At 53.0% G+C, this 18948-nt stretch carries 19 protein-coding genes; 12 read left to right on the forward strand and 7 right to left on the reverse strand.

Annotated elements, in window-relative coordinates; genetic code table 11:
* Window positions 1-4: 4 nt before the first annotated feature.
* Window positions 5-748: an exonuclease domain-containing protein gene (locus FPZ45_RS00565; protein WP_144697226.1), complete on the forward strand. Its 744-nt coding sequence runs from the start codon at window positions 5-7 to the stop codon at window positions 746-748.
* Between the two features lie 5 nt (window positions 749-753).
* Here the strand turns inward: FPZ45_RS00565 and FPZ45_RS00570 are convergent, their stop codons facing one another.
* Together FPZ45_RS00570 and FPZ45_RS00575 are read right to left on the reverse strand one after the other, a co-directional pair.
* Entirely contained in the window at window positions 754-1182 is a 429-nt protein-coding gene (locus FPZ45_RS00570; protein ID WP_144697229.1) for a M67 family metallopeptidase, read from the reverse strand.
* A gap of 60 nt (window positions 1183-1242) precedes the next feature.
* Complete coding sequence (locus FPZ45_RS00575) at window positions 1243-2553, reverse strand: MFS transporter (protein ID WP_144697233.1); 1311 nt, start codon at window positions 2551-2553, stop codon at window positions 1243-1245.
* Between the two features lie 199 nt (window positions 2554-2752).
* Here FPZ45_RS00575 and FPZ45_RS00580 point away from each other — a divergent pair, with 199 nt between their 5' ends.
* On the forward strand, window positions 2753-3331 hold the full coding sequence (locus FPZ45_RS00580) for a TlpA family protein disulfide reductase (RefSeq protein WP_144697236.1): 579 nt from the start codon (window positions 2753-2755) through the stop codon (window positions 3329-3331).
* Between the two features lie 57 nt (window positions 3332-3388).
* Here the strand turns inward: FPZ45_RS00580 and cimA are convergent, their stop codons facing one another.
* Complete coding sequence (gene cimA / locus FPZ45_RS00585; protein ID WP_144697239.1) at window positions 3389-4999, reverse strand: citramalate synthase; 1611 nt, start codon at window positions 4997-4999, stop codon at window positions 3389-3391.
* A 138-nt stretch (window positions 5000-5137) separates the two neighbouring features.
* Between cimA and FPZ45_RS00590 the strand changes: the two genes are divergently transcribed.
* From FPZ45_RS00590 to FPZ45_RS00610, 5 genes are all read left to right on the forward strand, one after another.
* Window positions 5138-6421 (forward strand): DNA polymerase IV, encoded by a 1284-nt coding sequence (locus FPZ45_RS00590; protein ID WP_281284868.1) that lies wholly within the window; start codon window positions 5138-5140, stop codon window positions 6419-6421.
* A 133-nt stretch (window positions 6422-6554) separates the two neighbouring features.
* Window positions 6555-6791 (forward strand): ferredoxin, encoded by a 237-nt coding sequence (locus FPZ45_RS00595; RefSeq protein WP_144697245.1) that lies wholly within the window; start codon window positions 6555-6557, stop codon window positions 6789-6791.
* A gap of 248 nt (window positions 6792-7039) precedes the next feature.
* The gene (locus FPZ45_RS00600; protein WP_144698306.1) at window positions 7040-8866 is read left to right on the forward strand and encodes an assimilatory sulfite reductase (NADPH) flavoprotein subunit; all 1827 of its coding nucleotides are present in this window, start codon (window positions 7040-7042) and stop codon (window positions 8864-8866) included.
* Between the two features lie 35 nt (window positions 8867-8901).
* Window positions 8902-10617 (forward strand): assimilatory sulfite reductase (NADPH) hemoprotein subunit, encoded by a 1716-nt coding sequence (cysI, locus tag FPZ45_RS00605; protein WP_144697248.1) that lies wholly within the window; start codon window positions 8902-8904, stop codon window positions 10615-10617.
* 394 nt (window positions 10618-11011) lie between these two features.
* Window positions 11012-12484, forward strand: coding sequence for a L,D-transpeptidase (locus tag FPZ45_RS00610; RefSeq protein WP_144697251.1), 1473 nt, complete (start codon window positions 11012-11014; stop codon window positions 12482-12484).
* Window positions 12485-12501: 17 nt separating this feature from the next.
* Here FPZ45_RS00610 and FPZ45_RS25165 read toward each other — a convergent pair whose 3' ends face one another.
* On the reverse strand, window positions 12502-12642 hold the full coding sequence (locus tag FPZ45_RS25165) for a hypothetical protein (protein ID WP_186438164.1): 141 nt from the start codon (window positions 12640-12642) through the stop codon (window positions 12502-12504).
* 237 nt (window positions 12643-12879) lie between these two features.
* Between FPZ45_RS25165 and FPZ45_RS00615 the strand changes: the two genes are divergently transcribed.
* The 3 genes from FPZ45_RS00615 to FPZ45_RS00625 are packed head-to-tail and all read left to right on the forward strand — an operon-like array spanning window position 12880 to window position 15213.
* Entirely contained in the window at window positions 12880-13971 is a 1092-nt protein-coding gene (locus FPZ45_RS00615) for a quinone-dependent dihydroorotate dehydrogenase (protein ID WP_246120264.1), read from the forward strand.
* An 11-nt stretch (window positions 13972-13982) separates the two neighbouring features.
* Window positions 13983-14786, forward strand: a complete 804-nt coding sequence (yjbM, locus tag FPZ45_RS00620) for a GTP diphosphokinase (protein ID WP_144697257.1) — start codon at window positions 13983-13985, stop codon at window positions 14784-14786.
* Window position 14787: 1 nt separating this feature from the next.
* Entirely contained in the window at window positions 14788-15213 is a 426-nt protein-coding gene (locus tag FPZ45_RS00625; protein WP_144697260.1) for a DUF309 domain-containing protein, read from the forward strand.
* Here FPZ45_RS00625 and FPZ45_RS00630 read toward each other — a convergent pair.
* From FPZ45_RS00630 to FPZ45_RS00640, 3 genes are all read right to left on the reverse strand, one after another.
* Window positions 15210-15911 carry a hypothetical protein gene (locus FPZ45_RS00630; protein ID WP_144697265.1) on the reverse strand — a complete coding sequence of 234 codons (702 nt, stop codon included), beginning with the start codon at window positions 15909-15911 and terminating at the stop codon, window positions 15210-15212. The two genes, FPZ45_RS00625 and FPZ45_RS00630, sit on opposite strands and share 4 nt — an antisense overlap.
* Window positions 15912-16175: 264 nt before the next feature.
* A complete protein-coding gene (locus FPZ45_RS00635) occupies window positions 16176-16634 on the reverse strand; it encodes a PCYCGC motif-containing (lipo)protein (protein ID WP_144697268.1) in 459 nt (152 codons plus the stop codon).
* Window positions 16634-17137 (reverse strand): thioredoxin family protein, encoded by a 504-nt coding sequence (locus tag FPZ45_RS00640; RefSeq protein ID WP_246120265.1) that lies wholly within the window; start codon window positions 17135-17137, stop codon window positions 16634-16636. The genes FPZ45_RS00635 and FPZ45_RS00640 overlap by 1 nt, the downstream gene beginning before the upstream one ends.
* A 149-nt stretch (window positions 17138-17286) precedes the next feature.
* Between FPZ45_RS00640 and FPZ45_RS00645 the strand changes: the two genes are divergently transcribed.
* Window positions 17287-18138 (forward strand): pseudouridine synthase, encoded by an 852-nt coding sequence (locus FPZ45_RS00645; RefSeq protein ID WP_144697270.1) that lies wholly within the window; start codon window positions 17287-17289, stop codon window positions 18136-18138.
* Window positions 18135-18935: a Cof-type HAD-IIB family hydrolase gene (locus tag FPZ45_RS00650; protein WP_144697273.1), complete on the forward strand. Its 801-nt coding sequence runs from the start codon at window positions 18135-18137 to the stop codon at window positions 18933-18935. Before FPZ45_RS00645 ends, FPZ45_RS00650 begins: the two co-directional genes overlap by 4 nt.
* Window positions 18936-18948 lie beyond the last annotated feature (13 nt).

The raw sequence follows: 18948 nt of genomic DNA on the forward strand, positions 1-18948 counted from the left end.
GGAAATGAAGGGTCCCAAGGAAACGGGCTCGATGGGGAGGATGTGGAACCTATACAAGATGGGCGGCCTCACGCCGGCCATCACGTCGATGTTCGGCTCGTCCAATGCGCAGCAGATGGCATTCATTCGTTCCATGTCGAGAGAGCAGCGCAAGGAAAGCGCCATGGAGTTGCGCCTCTCGGAGATGGAGGCAGTCGTGTTCGATTTAGAGACGACAGGCTTTTATCCTTATAACGGCGACGAGATTCTGTCTATAGGCGCGGTCATCGTACGCGGAAGAGAATTTGCCGAAGAGGCCCCTTTTTACCGGCTCGTGAACCCGAATAGGCGTATTCCCGCCCATATTACCGAGCTTACCGGAATCACGAATGAAATGGCCGAGAACGCCCCCGATCTGATGCAAACGCTGCACGATTTCATGAACTACATCGGGAAGAGAGTCCTCGTCGCCCACGGCAGCGGTCATGATAAACCATTTCTGAATGCGGCGTTATGGCGAACATCGAAAGTAAACTTGACCCACCGGATACTGGATACGATGATGATCGCCAAGTGGCTCGAGCCAAACGCGATTTATTACGGGCTCGACGAAGTGCTTCATCGCTACGGGATAGAGGTCACGGAACGCCATCACGCTTTGCACGATTCGATGATGACGGCCAAGCTATATTTTCGATTGCTCGAGCGGATCGCGGATCGCAACGTTCATACGTTGGGCGAGCTCTACGCTTATCTAAGTCGGCATTAAGGACACTACGGCAGCCGCTTGAGCGGCAGGTTGATCCAATAATCTGAACCATTTCGCCGATAGACAGACAGATCGTGAGCGGACTCCGAAAGCCCGATAATCCAATAAGTTGCCCAAGGAATGGATCCCCGCTTGTCGCTTTCGCTGGGCAGGGGTGAGCCGTTCGGGTGAGTATGAAATAAACCGACGATTTCGCGTCGGTTTTTGTGAGCTTGGAAATAAGCGGAGACCCATTCTTCTGGATCGAAAGCAAAAGCTTCTTCCAGCGATGTCGATCGATTGCGAAAAAGGCAGAAATCGTCGGCCGTAACGATTCCGTCACTAACGGTACCGTAGATGATGCCGCAAGCCTCGAAGGGCAGCCTTCGGCGTACGGCTTCCGTAAGCCGGTTCTCGAATAACGAGTCGAGATGAATTTCCGTTTCATGATCCATTGCCTTGTTGCACCGCCTTCCCACTCGTAGTATGAGCGAAGACGGAGCGGCAAGCAATGTCTATTGTACCTTTTTGCCAGGCTTGACCATGAAAAACACGAGTCCCAAAGCGACCAAAGATAACGCGGACACGGTAATGAATACGAGTTGGTTGGATTTCCCCATCATCCAGCCGAACAATGGCGGACCGAACGCGACCCCGAAAAACCGGAGGCTGCTATACAGCGATGTGATCATGCCTCTTTCGGCTTTCTCCACTGCACCGGTTATCATCGTATTCAGGCAGGGGAGGAGCAAACCGGTTCCAATGCTGCTTATGGTCAGCAATCCGATGAACACGTACAGGTTCGTATTCAGCCAGATCGCCAGAGCGAGCGAAACGGCCATAAGGGCTAGACCGATATTCATCAACCAACGAATCAGGACGCCGTTTTTACGGATGACCGTACCCGTAATGTAAGAAGTCGTCACCATGCCGAATAAAGGAATCGCAAGCACGAAACCTTTCCATACTCCGTCGATCGAATAGGGGGGCTTTTCCAAAATATCCGAAAGAAAAAACAGCACGCCGAACAAAATGAACAAAGCGAGCGATCCCGCGAAGAACGACGAAATGAGCCAGCGCCCTTGCTTGATGAAAATCTGTTTGATCGATTGCATGTATTTACGGATCGGCTGCGGTTCTTCTTTCCGTTTAGGTTCTTTAATGAGAAACAAAATGGCCAGCAAAGAAAGCAAACAGAACGCGGGAAAAGCGAAAAAGGCGGCATACCATACGATGAGGGCGAGAAGGGAGCCGAGTATCGGGCTAACGACTTTGCCGGCGCCGTTGGAAGCTTCGATGAGACCGAGCGCTTGGCTTTCTTTGCCTTCTTTGTAAAGATCGCCGACTAACGCCATCGCGATCGGCGCCGTACCGGCAGCTCCGATCCCTTGCAAAGCTCGGGCTCCGATCAGTACGCCGTAGGAATTCCAGACCGCCCCGAATCCGGCGAGAATGCCCGCACCTCCATAAATAATAAGCGCAGGAATCATGACGGCTTTGCGGCTGAATCTGTCGGAAAGATAGCCGGCGATCGGAATGATAATGGCTGCCGACACGGAAAATAAGCTGATGACCAAGCTGCTTTGAAATTGGGAAATTCCGAGTTTCGATCGCAATGTAGGCAATATCGGAACAAGCATGGAATTGCCGAGAACGAGCACTAACGGGACGGTGGATAAAGCGATGTACTCCCAGACTTTGCTTTTGCGTCTGCCTTGCGCATCGGGAGAGGACTTCGCGTTCGCCGCATCGGCTGAATCATCGGTAACGATGTCGCTGGTAAAAGTGACGGACAGCTTATGTTTGGATTTCGTTGCTGCTGGCAATCCGATTCCTCCTTATGGCATCGTCTTGAAGATAAGCGTACTTGCGGTTAAGGTTCCCGCATGAATATGTCAATATGCGCAATTATGAACGCTTTATGAATCGGGAATGCTCTACAACGGGGATGAAGAATGGAACCCGATTCGGAAATAGGATAAAATAAAGGGAAACGCCTATAGTTTGGAGACGAGTGAAAACCCCATGAAAAAGAACGCGTTTATTGTATTGCTGGTAATAGCGGTCGCTATCGGATATTGGTTGTGGGAAAGCAATGGCAAGGAACCAAAGAGTCAAGCGGCGGAAAATCCGGCGGTTAGCAGCCCGATCGGCGACATTCCGGCGTCACCCGAGCCTAAAGAAAATCGCTTCGCGCCAGCGTTTGAATTGGATTCGCTTGACGGCACGACCTCCTACAGCGTCGGCGGCAAGCGGGATAAGGCGCTGATCGTCAATTTCTGGGCAGCGTGGTGCGGTCCTTGCGAACTGGAAGCTCCGGATCTCAAGGACATCTACGATAAGCATAAGGAACAACTGGATCTATACGCCGTTAACGCAACCAATTTCGATAAGGTAAGGGAAGCCAAAGATTTCGTGAAGGAGCAGCAGTTCGTGTTTCCCGTATTGACGGATGTGAAAGGAGTCGCGGGGGATCTTTATAAGGTAAACGGATACCCGATTAGCTTTATTATCGATCGGGACGGAGTAATCCGACATCGGATTCAAGGTATAATCGACCGCGAGCAATGGGAGCTTTATTTACAAGAAGTTCTTGAATCGTAGAGCAAAGAAAAAAAAGGATCGTTCGAATGAGTTCGAACGATCCTTTTGTAGTCGGGATTAATGATTCATTAATCCGTTCGTTTGAATCAACTCGGGAGCGAATTCGTCCTTCGCCATTCCGATCAAAGCGTAACGGATACTGTCCACGAGCGCTTCCCAGCTGGCTTCGATCACGTTGGACGATACGCCGACTGTACTCCAAGTATCCTTGAAATTCGTAGACTCGATAAGTACGCGGACTTTCGCGGCCGTGGTGTCCTTCTCGTCAAGCACGCGCACTTTGTAGTCCGACAAATGGACGTCGCGAATGCCCGGGTAAAATTGCACAAGCGCTTTGCGAAGCGCGTTATCCAGCGCGTTCACTGGACCATTGCCTTCCGCGACGGTGTACACTTGTTCTCCGGCGACGTTGATCTTGACGATCGCTTCGGTCACCATTTGTCCGGCGTTTTTCTCGACCATGATCTTGAAAGACTCGACAGAGAAGATTTCGACGGAGTCGCCGTAAGCGTCTCTTAGAATCAGCTCTAGCGAAGCGTCGGCTCCTTCGAATTGGTAGCCTTGATGCTCCAAGTCCTTGATCCGATCGATGACTTCGCGGGATTTCATGCCTTCCGGATTCACTTCGAGTCCCATTTCCTGCGCTTTGGATAAAATGTTGCTTTGTCCCGCGAGTTCGGATACGAGAACCCGCTGTTTGTTGCCGACGAGATGCGGCTCGATATGTTCGTATGTTTTGGAATCTTTCATGATCGCGGAGACATGGATGCCGCCCTTGTGAGCGAAAGCAGCGTTGCCTACGTACGGCTGATTAACCGGCATGTTCACGTTGGCAATCTCGCTGACGTAACGCGCAACGCCAGTCAAATTTCTGAGCTGTTCGTCGCTTACGCAGTTGTAGCCCATTTTTAATTGAAGCGTCGGAATAATCGAGCAGAGGTTCGCGTTGCCGCAACGTTCGCCGTATCCGTTGATCGTGCCTTGGATCTGTCTTGCTCCGGCCGTGATCGCGGCCAGTGTGTTCGCAACTGCAAGCTCGCAATCGTTGTGCGTATGAATGCCGATCGGGGCATCGATCTCCGACACGACGCGGGAGACGATCTCGTTGATCTCGCTTGGAAGCGTGCCGCCGTTCGTATCGCAGAGGACGATCCACGCTGCTCCGGCCTCTTTCGCTTTGGCCAGCGCGGCCAGCGCGTATTCCGGGTTTGCTTTGTAGCCGTCGAAGAAGTGCTCCGCGTCGAACAGAGCTTCCATTCCGCTGTTTTTCACAAAGGCAAGAGACTCATAGATCATAGCCAGGTTTTCTTCCAGCGTCGTTTGCAAAGCCGTGTGAACGTGGAAGTCCCAGGTTTTGCCGACCAATGTAGCCGCCTGCGCTCCGGATTCGGTGAGATGCTTAAGGTTGATATCCTGTTCGCAAGAACTGTTTTTCCTGCGGGTACTGCCGAACGCCGTTAACTTTGCCTGCAGCTTCATCTCGCGGACGCGACGAAAAAACTCGATGTCCTTGTTGTTGCTGCCGGGATTGCCGCCTTCGATATAGTGGACGCCCAGCGCATCGAGCTTCAGGGCGATTTTAACCTTGTCTTCGGCGGTCAGGCTAATGCCCTCGCCTTGCGTACCGTCGCGCAAAGTAGTATCGAAAATACAAAGTGGGGTTGACATGCGTAACCGGAAAGCCTCCTTAAATATAAAAACAGGTTAAACTATTATACCATGGACATTCTTAAATGTAGAGAGTAACGTCCGTTGCCGATAGGGTCGCAGCCTTTGTATAATAATAGCGATGGAGGAGGGATGAACTTGAGCGACGGCGCGGGCAAGGGACGTATTATATTGCATATCGACATGAACGCGTTCTATTGCTCCGTTCATGCCGCCGAAAATCCGGAAGACTATATGGGGAAGCCGACGGCGGTGGCGGGAAGCGTGGAGCTTCGCAAAGGAATCGTAGTGACGAGTTCTTATGAAGCCAGAGCCAAAGGGGTACGCACGGGGATGACCGTACGGCAAGCGTTAAGCGCTTGTCCGGACTTGCTCGTGATCTCTCCGGATTTCGATCTCTACCGGAAATACAGTAAAGGTTTTATGCGAATTGCGGGTAACTATACGCCATTGGTCGAGGCGGTCTCGATCGACGAATGTTTTCTGGATATTACGGGGAGCTCGCAATTCGGCTCGGCCTTCGAAATCGCGGAGACGATCGCAAGGAGGGTCAAAGAGGAGCTGTCTCTTCCTTGCTCCATCGGAATCGCACCGAATAAGCTGCTGGCCAAGATGGCTTCTGATATGCGCAAGCCCGATGCGATCACGATCCTGCGCAGGCGGGATATGCCTAAACTGCTCTGGGACAAATCTTGCCAGACGTTGTACGGAATCGGCGCACGAACCGCGGATAAGCTGCTGCGCCTTAATATTCGCACGATCGGGGAGCTTGCCGCCGCCGACGAGAGCATGTTGATGGATCGCTTCGGCGTATACGGCTCTTGGATGAAACGGGCCGCGAACGGTTACGACGACTCGCCGGTCGAGCCGCTTCACGAAGCGCCGAAATCGATCGGACACACGACGACGCTGCCCGCCGATTTGACCGAACGGGACCAATACCGCAGAGTGCTGCTCAACCTCGCCGACCAAACGACCCGCAGGCTTAGACATCAGCGGATGGTCAGTTCGACCATACAGATCACGATACGGGATCCGGATATGCGTACGATTACGAGATCCGTGACGCTGTCCGTGCCTACGGAGGCGGCGGACGACGTGTATGCGGCGGCTTGCAAACTGATGGACGCGCATTGGCAAGAAGGGAAACCTGTTAGGCTGCTCGGGATTACGCTCCAAACGTTAACCCCGAAAAAAGAAACTCCACTCCAACTCGACTTGTTCACATATGAAGCCGAGCCCAAGAAAGAACGGCTGATTACCGCCATGGATTCGCTCAGGGACAAGTTCGGAGAAAGCGCCGTGCTGACGGCTGGCATGCTCGGAGACGATCCGTCAACTTTAATTCGCAATAAGAAGCTGAGGGGAACTTCGCTTCAGAAAGATTTTTTGCGGGATCCATCCGATAGTGAAGAGGGCTAGAGGACTAGAATAAAATCCAATAATAATGGGTCAGTCCCGCAAAATGGTTTGATCTTGGCTTCGTTTTATATTATATTGGAGTGTAGTGGACTACTTTCGTTTGACACGGAAAGATTATAGGAGGTAAAAGCACATGGCAAAGTATACTTACGTTGATAAAGACACGTGTATTGCTTGCGGTGCATGCGGAGCGACCGCGCCCGACATTTACGATTACGACGATGAGGGCCTCGCCGAAGTGATTTATTCAGGGGACGGCAACCACGGCAACACGGAAATTCCGGAAGATCTGTACGACGATCTGCAGGATGCTTCCGACGGCTGCCCGACGGATTCGATTAAGATCGCGGATTCCCCGTTTAATATGTAATAGCGAGATCACAAAAGCTTTTCCTCGGACTCGTATGTCCGCGGAAGAGCTTTTTTTTATGGATCAACTCCGCAGTAATGCATCATTTCCTCCTAATTTCTGCATTATCAGCAGAATTGATCGTACTTATAAGATCATTCTAATTGACCCTTGGCTCCCTCTATGATAGGTTCAAAGGAGATAATTAATTAATGAAACATGAATACTAGGAATTAAAAGTTCATGCATCATGCGCGAGGTGGATATTGTTGGTACTCCAGGTCACGAACAGTCCTTTTAATCAGGAACAAGTCGAACTGCTGAATCGATTGCTGCCAGGTCTAACGGAAACCCAACGTTATTGGCTGGGCGGCTATTTGGCGGCTCAAGGTTCTTCCGCAGGAACGAGCGGCGCTCCAGTTAATCCAGTTGCTCCAGCGGCGCAAGCGCCGGCAGTCTCGAAAGAAGTTACCGTGCTCTTCGGGTCTCAGACCGGCAATAGCAACAAGCTGGCGAAGAAGCTGTCCAAGAGGTTGGAAGATCAGGGCATGAAAGTCGCGGTTGCCGCGATGAGCGATTTTAAACCGAACACGCTGAAAAACGTCCAAAACCTGCTAATTCTAGTCAGCACGCACGGCGAGGGAGAACCGCCGGATAATGCGATTTCTTTCTACGAATTCCTGCACAGCAAAAGAGCGCCTCAATTGGATACATTACAATTTTCAGTGCTTGCGTTGGGCGATACTTCTTACGAATTTTACTGCCAGACAGGCAAGGATTTCGACAATCGTCTCGAACAGTTGGGCGGCAAGCGCCTAACGCCCCGCATTGATTGCGACGTGGACTTCGAAGAATCCGCCGAAGAGTGGATGAACAACGTGCTGGCTTCGCTAAGCGAAGTTGCAGCAGCCTCAGCCGCTGCGGTTGCAGGCCCATCCGGCTCGGCAGCGCTAAGCTTGGCGGAATCGGAATATTCCCGTTCTAACCCGTTCCAGGCCGAAGTGTTGGAAAATCTCAATTTGAACGGACGCGGAGCGGACAGAGAAACGCGCCATCTCGAGATTTCATTGGAAGGCTCCAATCTTCAATACGAGCCGGGCGACAGTCTCGGCATTTACCCCGAGAACCATCCTCGTCTCGTCGACGAGTTGATCGCGGCGACTGGGTGGCAAGCGGAAGAACCCGTGGTGGTGAACAAGAACGGCGACAAGCGGCCACTTCGCGAAGCGCTTCTGCGTCACTTCGAGATTTCGGTGTTGACGAAGCCGATAATGGAACAGGCGGCCAAGCTATCTTCCAGCCCGGAATTGACCGAACTGACGAGCGCCGGACACGAGCAGGAGCTTAAATCGTATATCAACGGCCGCGATTTGCTGGATCTGGTCCAGGACTATTCCTTCAAAGACGTGAGCGCCGGACAATTCGTAAGCATTCTTAGAAAGCTTCCTCCGCGCCTGTATTCGATCTCAAGCAGTTCGAAGGCGTTCCCGGACGAGGTGCATGCTACGGTTCGCGCGGTGCGTTACGAAGCGCACGGTCGCGACAGGTACGGCGTCTGCTCTGTGTTCCTCGCGGAAAGAATAGAGTCGGGCGACAAGCTCCCGGTATTCATTCAGCAGAACGAGAGCTTCAAGCTTCCGGACAATCCGGACGCGCCGATCATTATGATCGGACCGGGTACCGGCGTGGCGCCATTCCGCGCGTTCCTCGGAGAACGGGAAGAGACAGGCGCAAGCGGGAAAACGTGGCTGTTCTATGGAGATCAGCATTTCTCCACCGATTTCTTATACCAGATCGAATGGCAGCGCTGGCTTAAAGAAGGCGTGTTGACGCGCATGGATGTTGCTTTCTCCAGAGATACGGATCAGAAAGTGTACGTGCAGCACCGCATGCAGGAAAGCCGCCACGAGTTGTTCCAATGGCTGCAGGAAGGCGCGTATGTCTACGTCTGCGGAGACGAGAAAAAGATGGCTCACGATGTTCAAGCCACCCTTCTCTCGATCATCGAACAAGAAGGCGGACTAAGCGCGGAAGCAGCGGGAGAATATTTGGCTCAGATGCAACAGCAGAAACGTTATCAGAGGGATGTTTACTAAGTCGGCCCCGAAGATTGCGAGAGGAGAATCAAGAGATGTCCGAAAATAACTTACTGTCTCCGAATAGCGCCCCTCATAGCGACGTCGAAGATATAAAGATCAGAAGCAATTATTTGCGCGGAAAACTTGCCGAGACGCTCGAAGACCGGATTACGGGGTCCATCCCCGAGGACGAAAACCGGCTTATGAAATTTCACGGCAGCTACATGCAAGACGATCGCGATCTGCGCAACGAACGGCAGAAGCAGAAGCTCGAGCCGGCCTACCAATTCATGCTTCGCATTCGCGCCCCGGGCGGCGTCGTAACGCCGGATCAGTGGCTGATGATGGATCGCATCGCGCAACAATACGCCAACGAGTCGATTCGATTGACGACTCGGCAATCGATTCAGCTTCACGGCATTATCAAGTGGAACATGAAGAAGACGATCCAGGAGATCAACGACGCCCTGCTGACTACGCTCGCCGCTTGCGGAGACGTGAACCGCAACGTCATGGCCAGCCCGAATCCTTACCAATCGGAAGTGCATTCCGAAGTGTACGAGTGGTCCTGCCGGCTCAGCCAACATCTGGAACCGCAAACGAACGCTTATCACGAAATTTGGCTCGACGGCGAGAAGGTCGTAGACAGCAATGCGGAACAGGAGCCGATCTATGGGCCTGTTTACTTGCCGCGTAAATTCAAGATCGGGCTGGCTGTTCCCCCTTCGAACGACGTGGACGTATTTTCCCAAGACTTGGGCTTTATCGCGATCATCGAGGACGGCAAGCTGAAAGGCTTTAACGTGACGGTCGGCGGCGGGATGGGGATGACTCACGGTGACCCGAAGACATACCCTCAGGTCGCTCAAGTCATTGGATTCTGCAAGCCGGAGCAAGTCATTGACGTGGCCGAGAAAACCGTCACGATTCAACGCGATTACGGCGACCGTGCCGTTCGGAAGCACGCCCGCTTCAAGTATACGATCGACGACCGCGGCATCGACTGGTTTATCGGCGAACTGAGCAATCGTCTGGGATGGAAGCTGGAGGACGCTCGCCCTTATCATTTCGACCATAACGGCGATCGCAACGGCTGGGTGAAAGGAATCAACGGGAAATGGCATTTCACCTTGTTTATCCAGAACGGACGCATTAAGGACGAAGAAGATTACCCGTTGATGACGGGATTAAGGGAAATCGCCAAGGTGCATAACGGAGATTTCCGGCTGACACCTAACCAAAGCTTGATTATCGGCAATGTCAGCACCCAGAAGAAGAAAAAAATAGAGGAACTGATCAAGCAATACGGTCTGACCGACGGGGTTCACTATTCCGCTTTGCGGAGAAACGCGATGGCGTGCGTCGCGCTGCCGACTTGCGGACTCGCGATGGCAGAGTCGGAACGTTACCTGCCTTCCTTGCTGGATAAGATCGAGCCGATGCTGGACGAGGCGGGACTTCGTGACGATGATATCGTCATTCGCATGACAGGCTGCCCGAACGGATGCGCCCGGCCTGCGCTTGCGGAAATCTCGTTTATCGGGAAAGCGCCGGGCAAATACAATATGTACTTGGGCGGCGGATTTGCCGGACAGCGCCTGAATAAGCTTTACAAAGAGAATATCGGTGAGAAGGAAATTCTGGACTCTCTTGCGCCTATCATCAAACAATACGCGAAAGAACGGAACGAAGGCGAGCATTTCGGCGATTTCGTCATTCGCGCGGGCCATGTCAAGGAAGTTCGTTCAGGATTGGATTTCCATTCTTAATGTAATCGAGGTGCAAGTTTTGAAGGGGAGGATTCCCCCAATACTTGCACCTTTTCTTTTTGGCGTGCCCGCATCTGGTCGTTCTAACGGTGTGTCAGACCCTTACAGCCTCTGAAACTCAGTACGCAGTCGTTCTATCGGTGTGGCAGACCCTTACAGCCTCTGAAACTCAGTACGCAGTCGTTCTAACGGTGTGGCAGACCCTTACAGCCTCTGAAACTCAGTACGAGGTCGCTCTAACGGTGTGTCAGACCCTTACAGCCTCTGAAACTCAGTACATAGTCGTTCTAACGGTGTGGCAGACTCTTTCCGCCCCCGCCACTGCGATGCCTTAACAACTCAAGCCGAAAAACCGATAATAAGGGAGGTAAAACGATCGTCGGAGGTGAACGGCATGAGCAAAGAATCCCGCATTGACGAACAGATCCAACACTTCTACGACAACGTTCCCGATGTAGGAGACGCATTGCCGCTTAAGGAATACCTCCTAAAGCATGAAGATAGCCGAATGGCTTGGTATTTGCTTGGTAAAGAGTATGAAGGCAAAGGAGATACGGCGAAAGCCACCTATTGCTTCGCGCAAGCCGGAGAAATCTACGAAGCATTCGAGTCCAAACCCGCGCCGCAGTTGCCTAACAGCAAAGAGAAAAGCAAAAAGAGCTGGCTTAAGCGGATTCTTCTACTGCTAATTCCTCTTTTTCTTGTTGCTGGCGCCATATTGGCGGTCCGTGAGTTCGTGCTGAAGGACGAGCCAGTCGCGCAAGAAGAGCCGGTCAAAGAGGCGAGTGTCTCCCCGTCTCCCGATGGCGTCGTCGCAACCAAGCCGGGAAACGCCGGGAAACCGGCCGCGTTGCCCTCGGGAGCGATCCCGCCGGATTTGGTCGCGGGAGCATCCGGGCCGGATGACGCCGGGCGCAGCGAGCTTGGAGCGCTATTGACGAAGAAGCCATCGAGGCAACCTCGGATTCTGATCGTTTCTCCTCGTCTTGGCAAGTGGAGCGATTGGGTCAAGAGCGGCAAGCCGATCGCTTCCGCGACTTCGGATAAGGAGTCGGGAACGGCCGGGATTCAATGGTTCGACTCGAAATGGTGCGATTGCAAGCCGGACGACGGAAAGGCCGTTCAGAAGCTGGTGCAGGGCTGGAAGCCGATGCAGGAACAGAAAATCGCGCTTCGTTCGGCGATGATTCGATACAAAGAAATGACGGGGAAATGGCCGTCTTCGCCAGAGTCCCTCGCGGGGGATTATCCGGCGAATACGATGGCGGGTTGGACGGAAAATATGACTCCGTGGTTCGATGAATTAAAAGCGGTTCTCGAAGACAGGAAAGATGGCAAAATACCGAAAGCGCCGGTATGGCCGGATAGCACCGGACCGGAAGCGGGACACGGCTCTCCATCCGGGCAATTGTCTTCGCTAGCCGAACAACCGTTAGAGGTTATCGTCGACAAGAGCAATCATAGGCTTGCCATCGTAAGCGGTTCAGTGATTTTGCGGAATTACGAGGTCGGATTGGGCGGTGACAAGACGCCCGAGGGAAAGTTCGCGATCACCGAGAAGGTCAAAGATCCGAACGGACGCAGCAACGGAGCCTTCGGCAGCAGAGGGATGACATTGTCCGACAGCAGGTACGGTATTCACGGGACGGATGAGCCGAAAAGTATCGGGAAAGACGAATCGCTCGGCTGCGTCAGAATGAAGAAGGAAGATATCGAAGAATTGTACGATCTTGTTCCGATGGGAACGCCCGTGACAATTGCAAAAGGAGGCTTGCCCAACGAACTGCGCGCGCCGCCGGAGCGATTCAAGCTGCCGAGCACACAGGACGAGACAAACCCCCATAAAGTATATGATTGGTTAGGTTAATTGCAGAGTTGACTTCATTAAATGTCTAACGCAATAAGCAAAGCCATAATAACGATAATAACCCCAATAGCCGCCCCTATCCAGATAAGCGCCTTCTTATTGACTTGTTCCTTCGGTTTCTGGCGCGAGACGGGCGGTTTTTTTTTGGCTGTGCTCATGAATATCAACCTTTCTATCGTATAATTCGCTTTCTTTCTTCATTGTAATCGTTTTCTGAGGAAAATGCCAGACAAGCCGTAGGGCTTGCGGCGGGAAGAAAAAAATTTGAATTTACTTTCGCGGCAACGCGGGAGCAGGCAGGTTGCCCTTTTCTTTTCCCCGCGAAAAGGCTAAACTGTTACCCGAAAGGTTTTCATTTCTTGTTTCGGTTTTTTGAAAGGATGTCGAATTCATTCATGTACAAATTGGCTAAACCGTTCTTGTTCAAAATGGATCCGGAATCCGCGCATCACTTGATCATAGACGGAATGGGCGCCGCGGCGAAAGTGCCGGGCGTGCCGGGGCTCCTGTCCACGATTTGGGGCACGAAATCATCCCCGGAACTCGCAGTAGATCTGTTTGGCCTTCATTTTCAGCATCCGATAGGTTTGGCCGCAGGTCTGGATAAGAACGCCAAAGCCGTAACGGGGTTCTCGAAAATCGGTTTGTCTTTTATGGAAGTGGGCACGGTAACGCCTAAAGGACAATCCGGCAACGAACAGCCGCGCCTGTTCAGGCTTCCGCCGGACGAAGCGCTCATTAACCGAATGGGGTTCAACAACGACGGTGCGGACGCGATGGCGAAACGGCTCGCCAAGCTCGGCAAATGCAAGATTCCGCTAGCCGTCAATATCGGCAAGAATAAGGTTACGCCGAATGAGCAGGCGGCGGACGATTACCGCGCGTGCGTGCAGAAGTTGTTTCCGTACGGAGATTTCTTCGTTGTGAATATCAGCTCTCCGAATACGCCGGATCTTCGGGCATTGCAGCATGGGGACGAATTGCGCGAACTGCTTAACGCGGTCAAGGACGAGATGGGCAAACAAGCTGAACGGCACGGGGAAATGCCTAAGCCGATTCTGGTGAAGATCGCCCCCGACAATACGGAGGAACAGCTCGAGTATATGGCGGAAGCGATCCAGCTTAGCGGGATGTCCGGAATTATCGCGACGAATACGACGATCAGCAGGGACGGGCTGACGCACGGCAATGCCGGAGAAACGGGCGGACTCAGCGGCCGTCCGCTTACGCAGCGTTCCACGGAAATTATCCGCAGCCTTTATCGGATGACGAAAGGCAAGCTGCCGATTATCGGCTCGGGAGGTATTTTTACCGCGGATGATGCGTACGAGAAAATACTGGCCGGAGCAAGTCTAGTCGAAGTGTATACGGCAATGATCTATAAAGGGCCCGGATTGTTTAAAGAAATTCATAGCGGGTTGATTGAACGGCTGAGACGGGACGGATTCACCCGGATAACGCAAGCGGTAGGAGCGGGCCATCGTTAGGAGGAAAGCCGATGGAAGGTATGGACTGGGGAAAGTTCTTGCTGCCATACGAGCAGGCGGTGGAGGAGTTAAAGGTTAAATTAAAGGCGCTGCGGGCGGAGATGAAAGCCAGAGACGAATATGCGCCGATCGAGTTCGTCACCGGACGGGTGAAACGGGTCTCGAGCATTCTGGAGAAGGCGCGGAGATTGTCGGTTCCCTTGGACCGGATCGATCTGGGCATCGAAGATATCGCGGGAATCCGCATTATGTGCCAATTCGTGGACGATATCCATCGCGTCGCGGAATTGATTCGCCACCGCAAGGACTTAATGCTTGTCTACGAGAAGGATTATATTACGAACTATAAGGAAAGCGGATATAGAAGTTATCATCTGATCGTCGAATATCCCGTTCAGACGTCTCTCGGCTCCAAGCCGGTGCTTGCGGAAATTCAAATTCGCACGCTGGCGATGAATTTCTGGGCGACGATCGAGCACTCGCTGAACTATAAGTACCGCGATCAGTTGCCTGCGCACGTCAGGGAGAGATTGCGCAATGCCGCGGAAGCAGCTTTCTCGCTCGATAACGAGATGTCGAGCATACGACAGGAGATCGTTGAGGCGCAGCAGGACTTCGAGGAAAGCTCCGTCGTCGTGCGGCAGGTGCTGAACGAGATCCAGGAGCTGTATTTTTTCCGTCGAGTCAGGGAAGCCGCCCAGTTCCAGCGCCGGTTCAACGAGCTGTGGGAGCAGGACGATATTTGGGGACTGAAGGAACTGTCCCTGGAAGTCCAGGCGGCGCTAGACCGCGCTGGAAAAGGCGGACCCGAGTAACATGCGCGGCAGCGGGGGGCCAGCCAGCGGGTTGAACGACGTTGCAAAGGACGAACGTTTCGTCGCTTTCGTGACGTATTTCAACCGCGATCGGGATTATTTCGAATGTCATGAAGTGATGGAGGAACTGTGGCTGGAGAACGGCCGCAGTTCTTTGCTTCAGGGGCTGCTTCAGGCGGCGGTCGGCTTGCACCACTGGGATAACGGCAATCGCTCGGGCGCTGTGAAACTGATGAAAGCTTCCTTGGATAAGCTTGGCGGCTATCCGGATGAAATGCTGGGACTTGATCTGCGGAGCTTGCGGGATGAGCTGGAGATCAGCCTGGAAGCGCTGGCTGCCGCGCCTGACCATGCGCTTTTCCGGGCTTTCAGATTGAACGTTCTGGACGAACATGTGCGTATCGCAGTCGAGGGTAGCCTTATCTAACGGTCCGCCAGACCGTTATTTGGTGCCGGAGCCGGGAAAACGCCTCTGTAACGGTCTGGGAGACCGTAAGATGGTGCCAGAGCCGGGAATCCGCCGCTGTAACGGTCTGGGAGACCGTTAGAACGTCTCAACCTCGGGAAAACGCCGCTGTAACGGTCCGGGAGACCGTTAGAACGTCCCAACCTCGGGAAAACGCCGCTGTAACGGTCCGGGAGACCGTTAGAACGTCCCAACCTCGGGAAAACGCCGCTGTAACGGTCTGCCAGACCGTTAGAAAGCCTCAACCCCGGGAATCCGCCACTGTAACGGTCTGGGAGACCGTTAGAACGTCTCAACCTCGGGAATCCGCCGCTGTAACGGTCTGGGAGACCGTTAGAACGTCTCAACCTCGGGAATCCCCCGCTGTAACGGTCTGGGAGACCGTTAGAACGTCTCAACCTCGGGAATCCGCCGCTGTAACGGTCTGGGAGACCGTTAGAACGTCTCAACCTCGGGAAAGCGCCGCTGCAACGGTCCGGGAGACCGTTAGAAAGCCACAACCCCGGGAGTCCGCCGCTGTAACGGTCTGGGAGACCGTTAGAACGCCTCAACCTCGGGAAAACGTCGCTGTAAGGGTCCGGGAGACCGTTAGAACGTCTTAACCTCAGGAATCCGCCGCTGTAAGGGTCCAATGTCACGACAGACGAAATTAAGTACATGCGACGAACTTATCTACTAGACAAAAGTGGTTTCTTCGGAGATAAGCCCGCCAGACGGTACTAATAGCGCCCCAATGTCACGACAGCCGAATTTAAGTACATGCGACGAACTTACTTACTAGACAAAAGTGGTTTCTTCGGAGATAAGCCCGCCAGACGGTACTAATAGCGCCCCAATGTCACGACAGCCGGGTATAAGTTGCGGGCGAGCAAAAAAATGCGGTCCCGAACGCCTGCGCGAGGCTTGTTCGGGACCGCATTCTTTTAAGCGTTAGGGTTAAAGTTGTCTTCGATAAGCTGATGGATCTCATCGTGCGATTTGCCTTGCTTGGTCCATTCCTCGATCTTGACCAACTCCTCGGTGCAAATGCCGCATTGACCGCTGTGATCGGTCCAGGTTACGCCCGATTCATTCTGCTCCGCAACATAACAGCGGAACAGGGAACCGTGAGGGTCATCCTCATACTTCATGCAGCCGCAGTAACAGTTGACCATTTTCATGATCTCCTCGTATTTGCCGACGACGGAATAAAGATGTCTCGTGCGTCCCGAGTATTTGTCGAGGAAGGAAGGCATGTTCGCGAGAGATGCCTTCTGCTCCCACATCTCGTTGCCGTGGCGATGCGGTTCGCTGGCATTGGAGCCGCCTCCGCCGCATGCAACGAGCAGAATGCCGCCGGCCAGAACGGCCGCGGGCAGCGCGAGCAACCATTTGGCCTTCATTAGCTATTGCCCTCCGGCTTATGCTTCTCGAAGAAAGCTTTGAAGTCGTCCAAGGAGTACCCCAAGGTCGTCTCCGATTCCTTTAAGCCGCCTTGCATCCGCTCGCTTTCTACCCCATCTTTGAAGTAAACTAACGTCGGAGTGGCTTCGATGTTCATTTTGTCGAAATATTCCCCGAATTCGCGCAGATTAAACTGGTGAAGATTAATCCCGAGATCATCCGCAAGAGGCTTAAGCTGCGGTGTCGTAACTCTGCAATGCGGGCAATCCGAAGCGAAGAAGTACACGAAGAAGCTGTCTTTGTCTGCAATCTTCTTGTTCAATTCGTCGGGAAGCATGATGTTGTTGTAGTTCGGATCTTTAAGAATGTCCCGGGTAGCCGGGAACAGTTTATCCGCCGGTTTGCCGTAGACGGTGTCCGGCTTCATGTTGTTTAATACGACTAGCGCGACGATCAGCACGGCGAGCGCTCCGAAGAAGATCGACAATTTTTTGGCATTCACTAACGATTCCCCCAGTTCGGACGGTAAAATATTTTGTTAAGATGGACAAGTTCCCTAAACTCTCTTACATTATACCTAATAAGGCTATTCAACAAAACAGGCTTGTCCACAATGACAAGAAACTGTCGCAATAGAAAGCAGGGTGAAGGATGAAAACATCGATACGACTCGATAAAATGCTCGGAAACCTAGGCTACGGCACGAGAAGCGGCATTAAGCTGCTAATCAAACAGGGTGCAGTAACGGTTAACGGAGTCGTCGTCAAAGACCACGGCAAACAAATTCGGCCGACCGAGGACGAGGTTGTTTTGGACGGAGAGGTGATTCGATATCGGGATACCGTGTACGTCATGCTTCATAAACCGGCCGGAGTCATTTCCGCGACGGAAGACCATCGGGATCGAACGGTCATCGATCTGCTCGACGAGGAGATCAGCGTCTTCTCTCCTTTTCCGGTAGGGCGGTTGGATAAAGATACGGAAGGATTGCTTCTGATCACGAACGACGGGAAGCTGTCTCACGAACTGCTGTCCCCCCGCAAGCATGTTCCCAAAACGTATCGTGCGCTTGTCGCGGGAGCCGTAGGGGACGAAGATGGAGCAGCCTTCTCCAAAGGCGTCGAGCTCGACGACGGTTATGTGACGATGCCGGCTCAATTGAGGGTGTTGGCTACCGCCGAGGCAGGCGAAGCGGAGAGCACCATTGCCGCTAGCGACAAGGAAAACGGCGACGAGATGATGGCGGTGCTAAGACATGAACCGGAAGATGTCTCGTCGATTCCGCAGAAGACGTTAAGCTGGATTGAATTGACGATCCATGAAGGAAAGTTCCATCAAGTCAAGCGCATGTTCGAAGCCGTCGGCAAAAAAGTGCTCTATCTCCGCCGCGTCTCCATGGGGCCGCTGAAGCTGGATCCCGAACTTAAGCCCGGAGAATGGCGCGAACTGACGGACGAGGAAACGGAAAGCCTGCACAACTACCGGAAGGATGCGAAGGAATGAGATTTCGTTTGATTGCTTTGGATGTAGACGGCACGCTGCTTAATGATCATCATGAGCTTACGCCAAGGGTGAGGGAAGCGGTTCGCGCGGCGGCGCAGCAAGGCGCAGAGATCGTTCTATGCACGGGCCGCGGCCCTACGAGTACATTACCCGTATTGGAAGAGCTCGGCCTGGCGGGAACGATGATTACCCACAACGGCTCAGCCGTCGTCGACAGCAAGACAAGAAATGTTCTGCAGGATACGACCATTGGGCACGATCAGGCGCAACGTTACATCTCCTTTTTCAAGGAACGGGGAATTCATTACGACATGAATACGGCGTTTGAACTGTTCGTCGAGGAAATGAAGGAAGACGCGGCGCAAATGTATCATAAAATGATGGCGCGGCCGGTTATTCGGGGCAACGACGAGGGCTTGCCGGAACATCTGGTCAAAATGTCCGTTTTTGCGCCCAAGCAAGTGCTGGATGACGTGGAGAAGGAATGGAGCGGCTGGCTGCACGAACTTCAGACGATTCGAAGCGGGGATAATTTTATCGATGTGCAGCATTTGCAAGCCAACAAAGGGCAAGCTTTGGAAAGACTGGCCGCGATGAAGGGAATCGATAGAGAGCACATCCTCGCTATGGGCAATTATTATAACGATACGGGCATGCTCGCTTTCGCGGGGTGGGGGATCGCCATGGACAACTCGCCGGCCGAGGTGAAGGCGATAGCTAACGAAGTGACCGCGTCCAATAACGAAGACGGAGTGGCGCAAGCGATCGAACGTTTAGTGCTTGCGGCGCGATATTGACGAAAAAAGCAAG

Source organism: Cohnella terricola, from assembly GCF_007786475.1.
Taxonomy (GTDB): Bacteria; Bacillota; Bacilli; order Paenibacillales; family Paenibacillaceae; genus Cohnella; species Cohnella terricola.

Excerpts from the sequence above, each read along its gene's own strand:
- FPZ45_RS00565 (WP_144697226.1), top strand. The coding sequence starts at position 5 with ATGAAGGGTCCCAAGGAAACGGGCTCGATGGGGAGGATGTGGAACCTA.
- FPZ45_RS00570 (WP_144697229.1), bottom strand. The coding sequence starts at position 1,182 with ATGGATCATGAAACGGAAATTCATCTCGACTCGTTATTCGAGAACCGG.
- FPZ45_RS00580 (WP_144697236.1), top strand. The coding sequence starts at position 2,753 with ATGAAAAAGAACGCGTTTATTGTATTGCTGGTAATAGCGGTCGCTATC.
- cimA (WP_144697239.1), bottom strand. The coding sequence starts at position 4,999 with ATGTCAACCCCACTTTGTATTTTCGATACTACTTTGCGCGACGGTACG.
- FPZ45_RS00595 (WP_144697245.1), top strand. The coding sequence starts at position 6,555 with ATGGCAAAGTATACTTACGTTGATAAAGACACGTGTATTGCTTGCGGT.
- cysI (WP_144697248.1), top strand. The coding sequence starts at position 8,902 with ATGTCCGAAAATAACTTACTGTCTCCGAATAGCGCCCCTCATAGCGAC.
- FPZ45_RS00610 (WP_144697251.1), top strand. The coding sequence starts at position 11,012 with ATGAGCAAAGAATCCCGCATTGACGAACAGATCCAACACTTCTACGAC.
- FPZ45_RS25165 (WP_186438164.1), bottom strand. The coding sequence starts at position 12,642 with ATGAGCACAGCCAAAAAAAAACCGCCCGTCTCGCGCCAGAAACCGAAG.
- FPZ45_RS00615 (WP_246120264.1), top strand. The coding sequence starts at position 12,880 with ATGTACAAATTGGCTAAACCGTTCTTGTTCAAAATGGATCCGGAATCC.
- yjbM (WP_144697257.1), top strand. The coding sequence starts at position 13,983 with ATGGAAGGTATGGACTGGGGAAAGTTCTTGCTGCCATACGAGCAGGCG.
- FPZ45_RS00625 (WP_144697260.1), top strand. The coding sequence starts at position 14,788 with ATGCGCGGCAGCGGGGGGCCAGCCAGCGGGTTGAACGACGTTGCAAAG.
- FPZ45_RS00630 (WP_144697265.1), bottom strand. The coding sequence starts at position 15,911 with ATGTACTTAATTTCGTCTGTCGTGACATTGGACCCTTACAGCGGCGGA.
- FPZ45_RS00635 (WP_144697268.1), bottom strand. The coding sequence starts at position 16,634 with ATGAAGGCCAAATGGTTGCTCGCGCTGCCCGCGGCCGTTCTGGCCGGC.
- FPZ45_RS00645 (WP_144697270.1), top strand. The coding sequence starts at position 17,287 with ATGAAAACATCGATACGACTCGATAAAATGCTCGGAAACCTAGGCTAC.
- FPZ45_RS00650 (WP_144697273.1), top strand. The coding sequence starts at position 18,135 with ATGAGATTTCGTTTGATTGCTTTGGATGTAGACGGCACGCTGCTTAAT.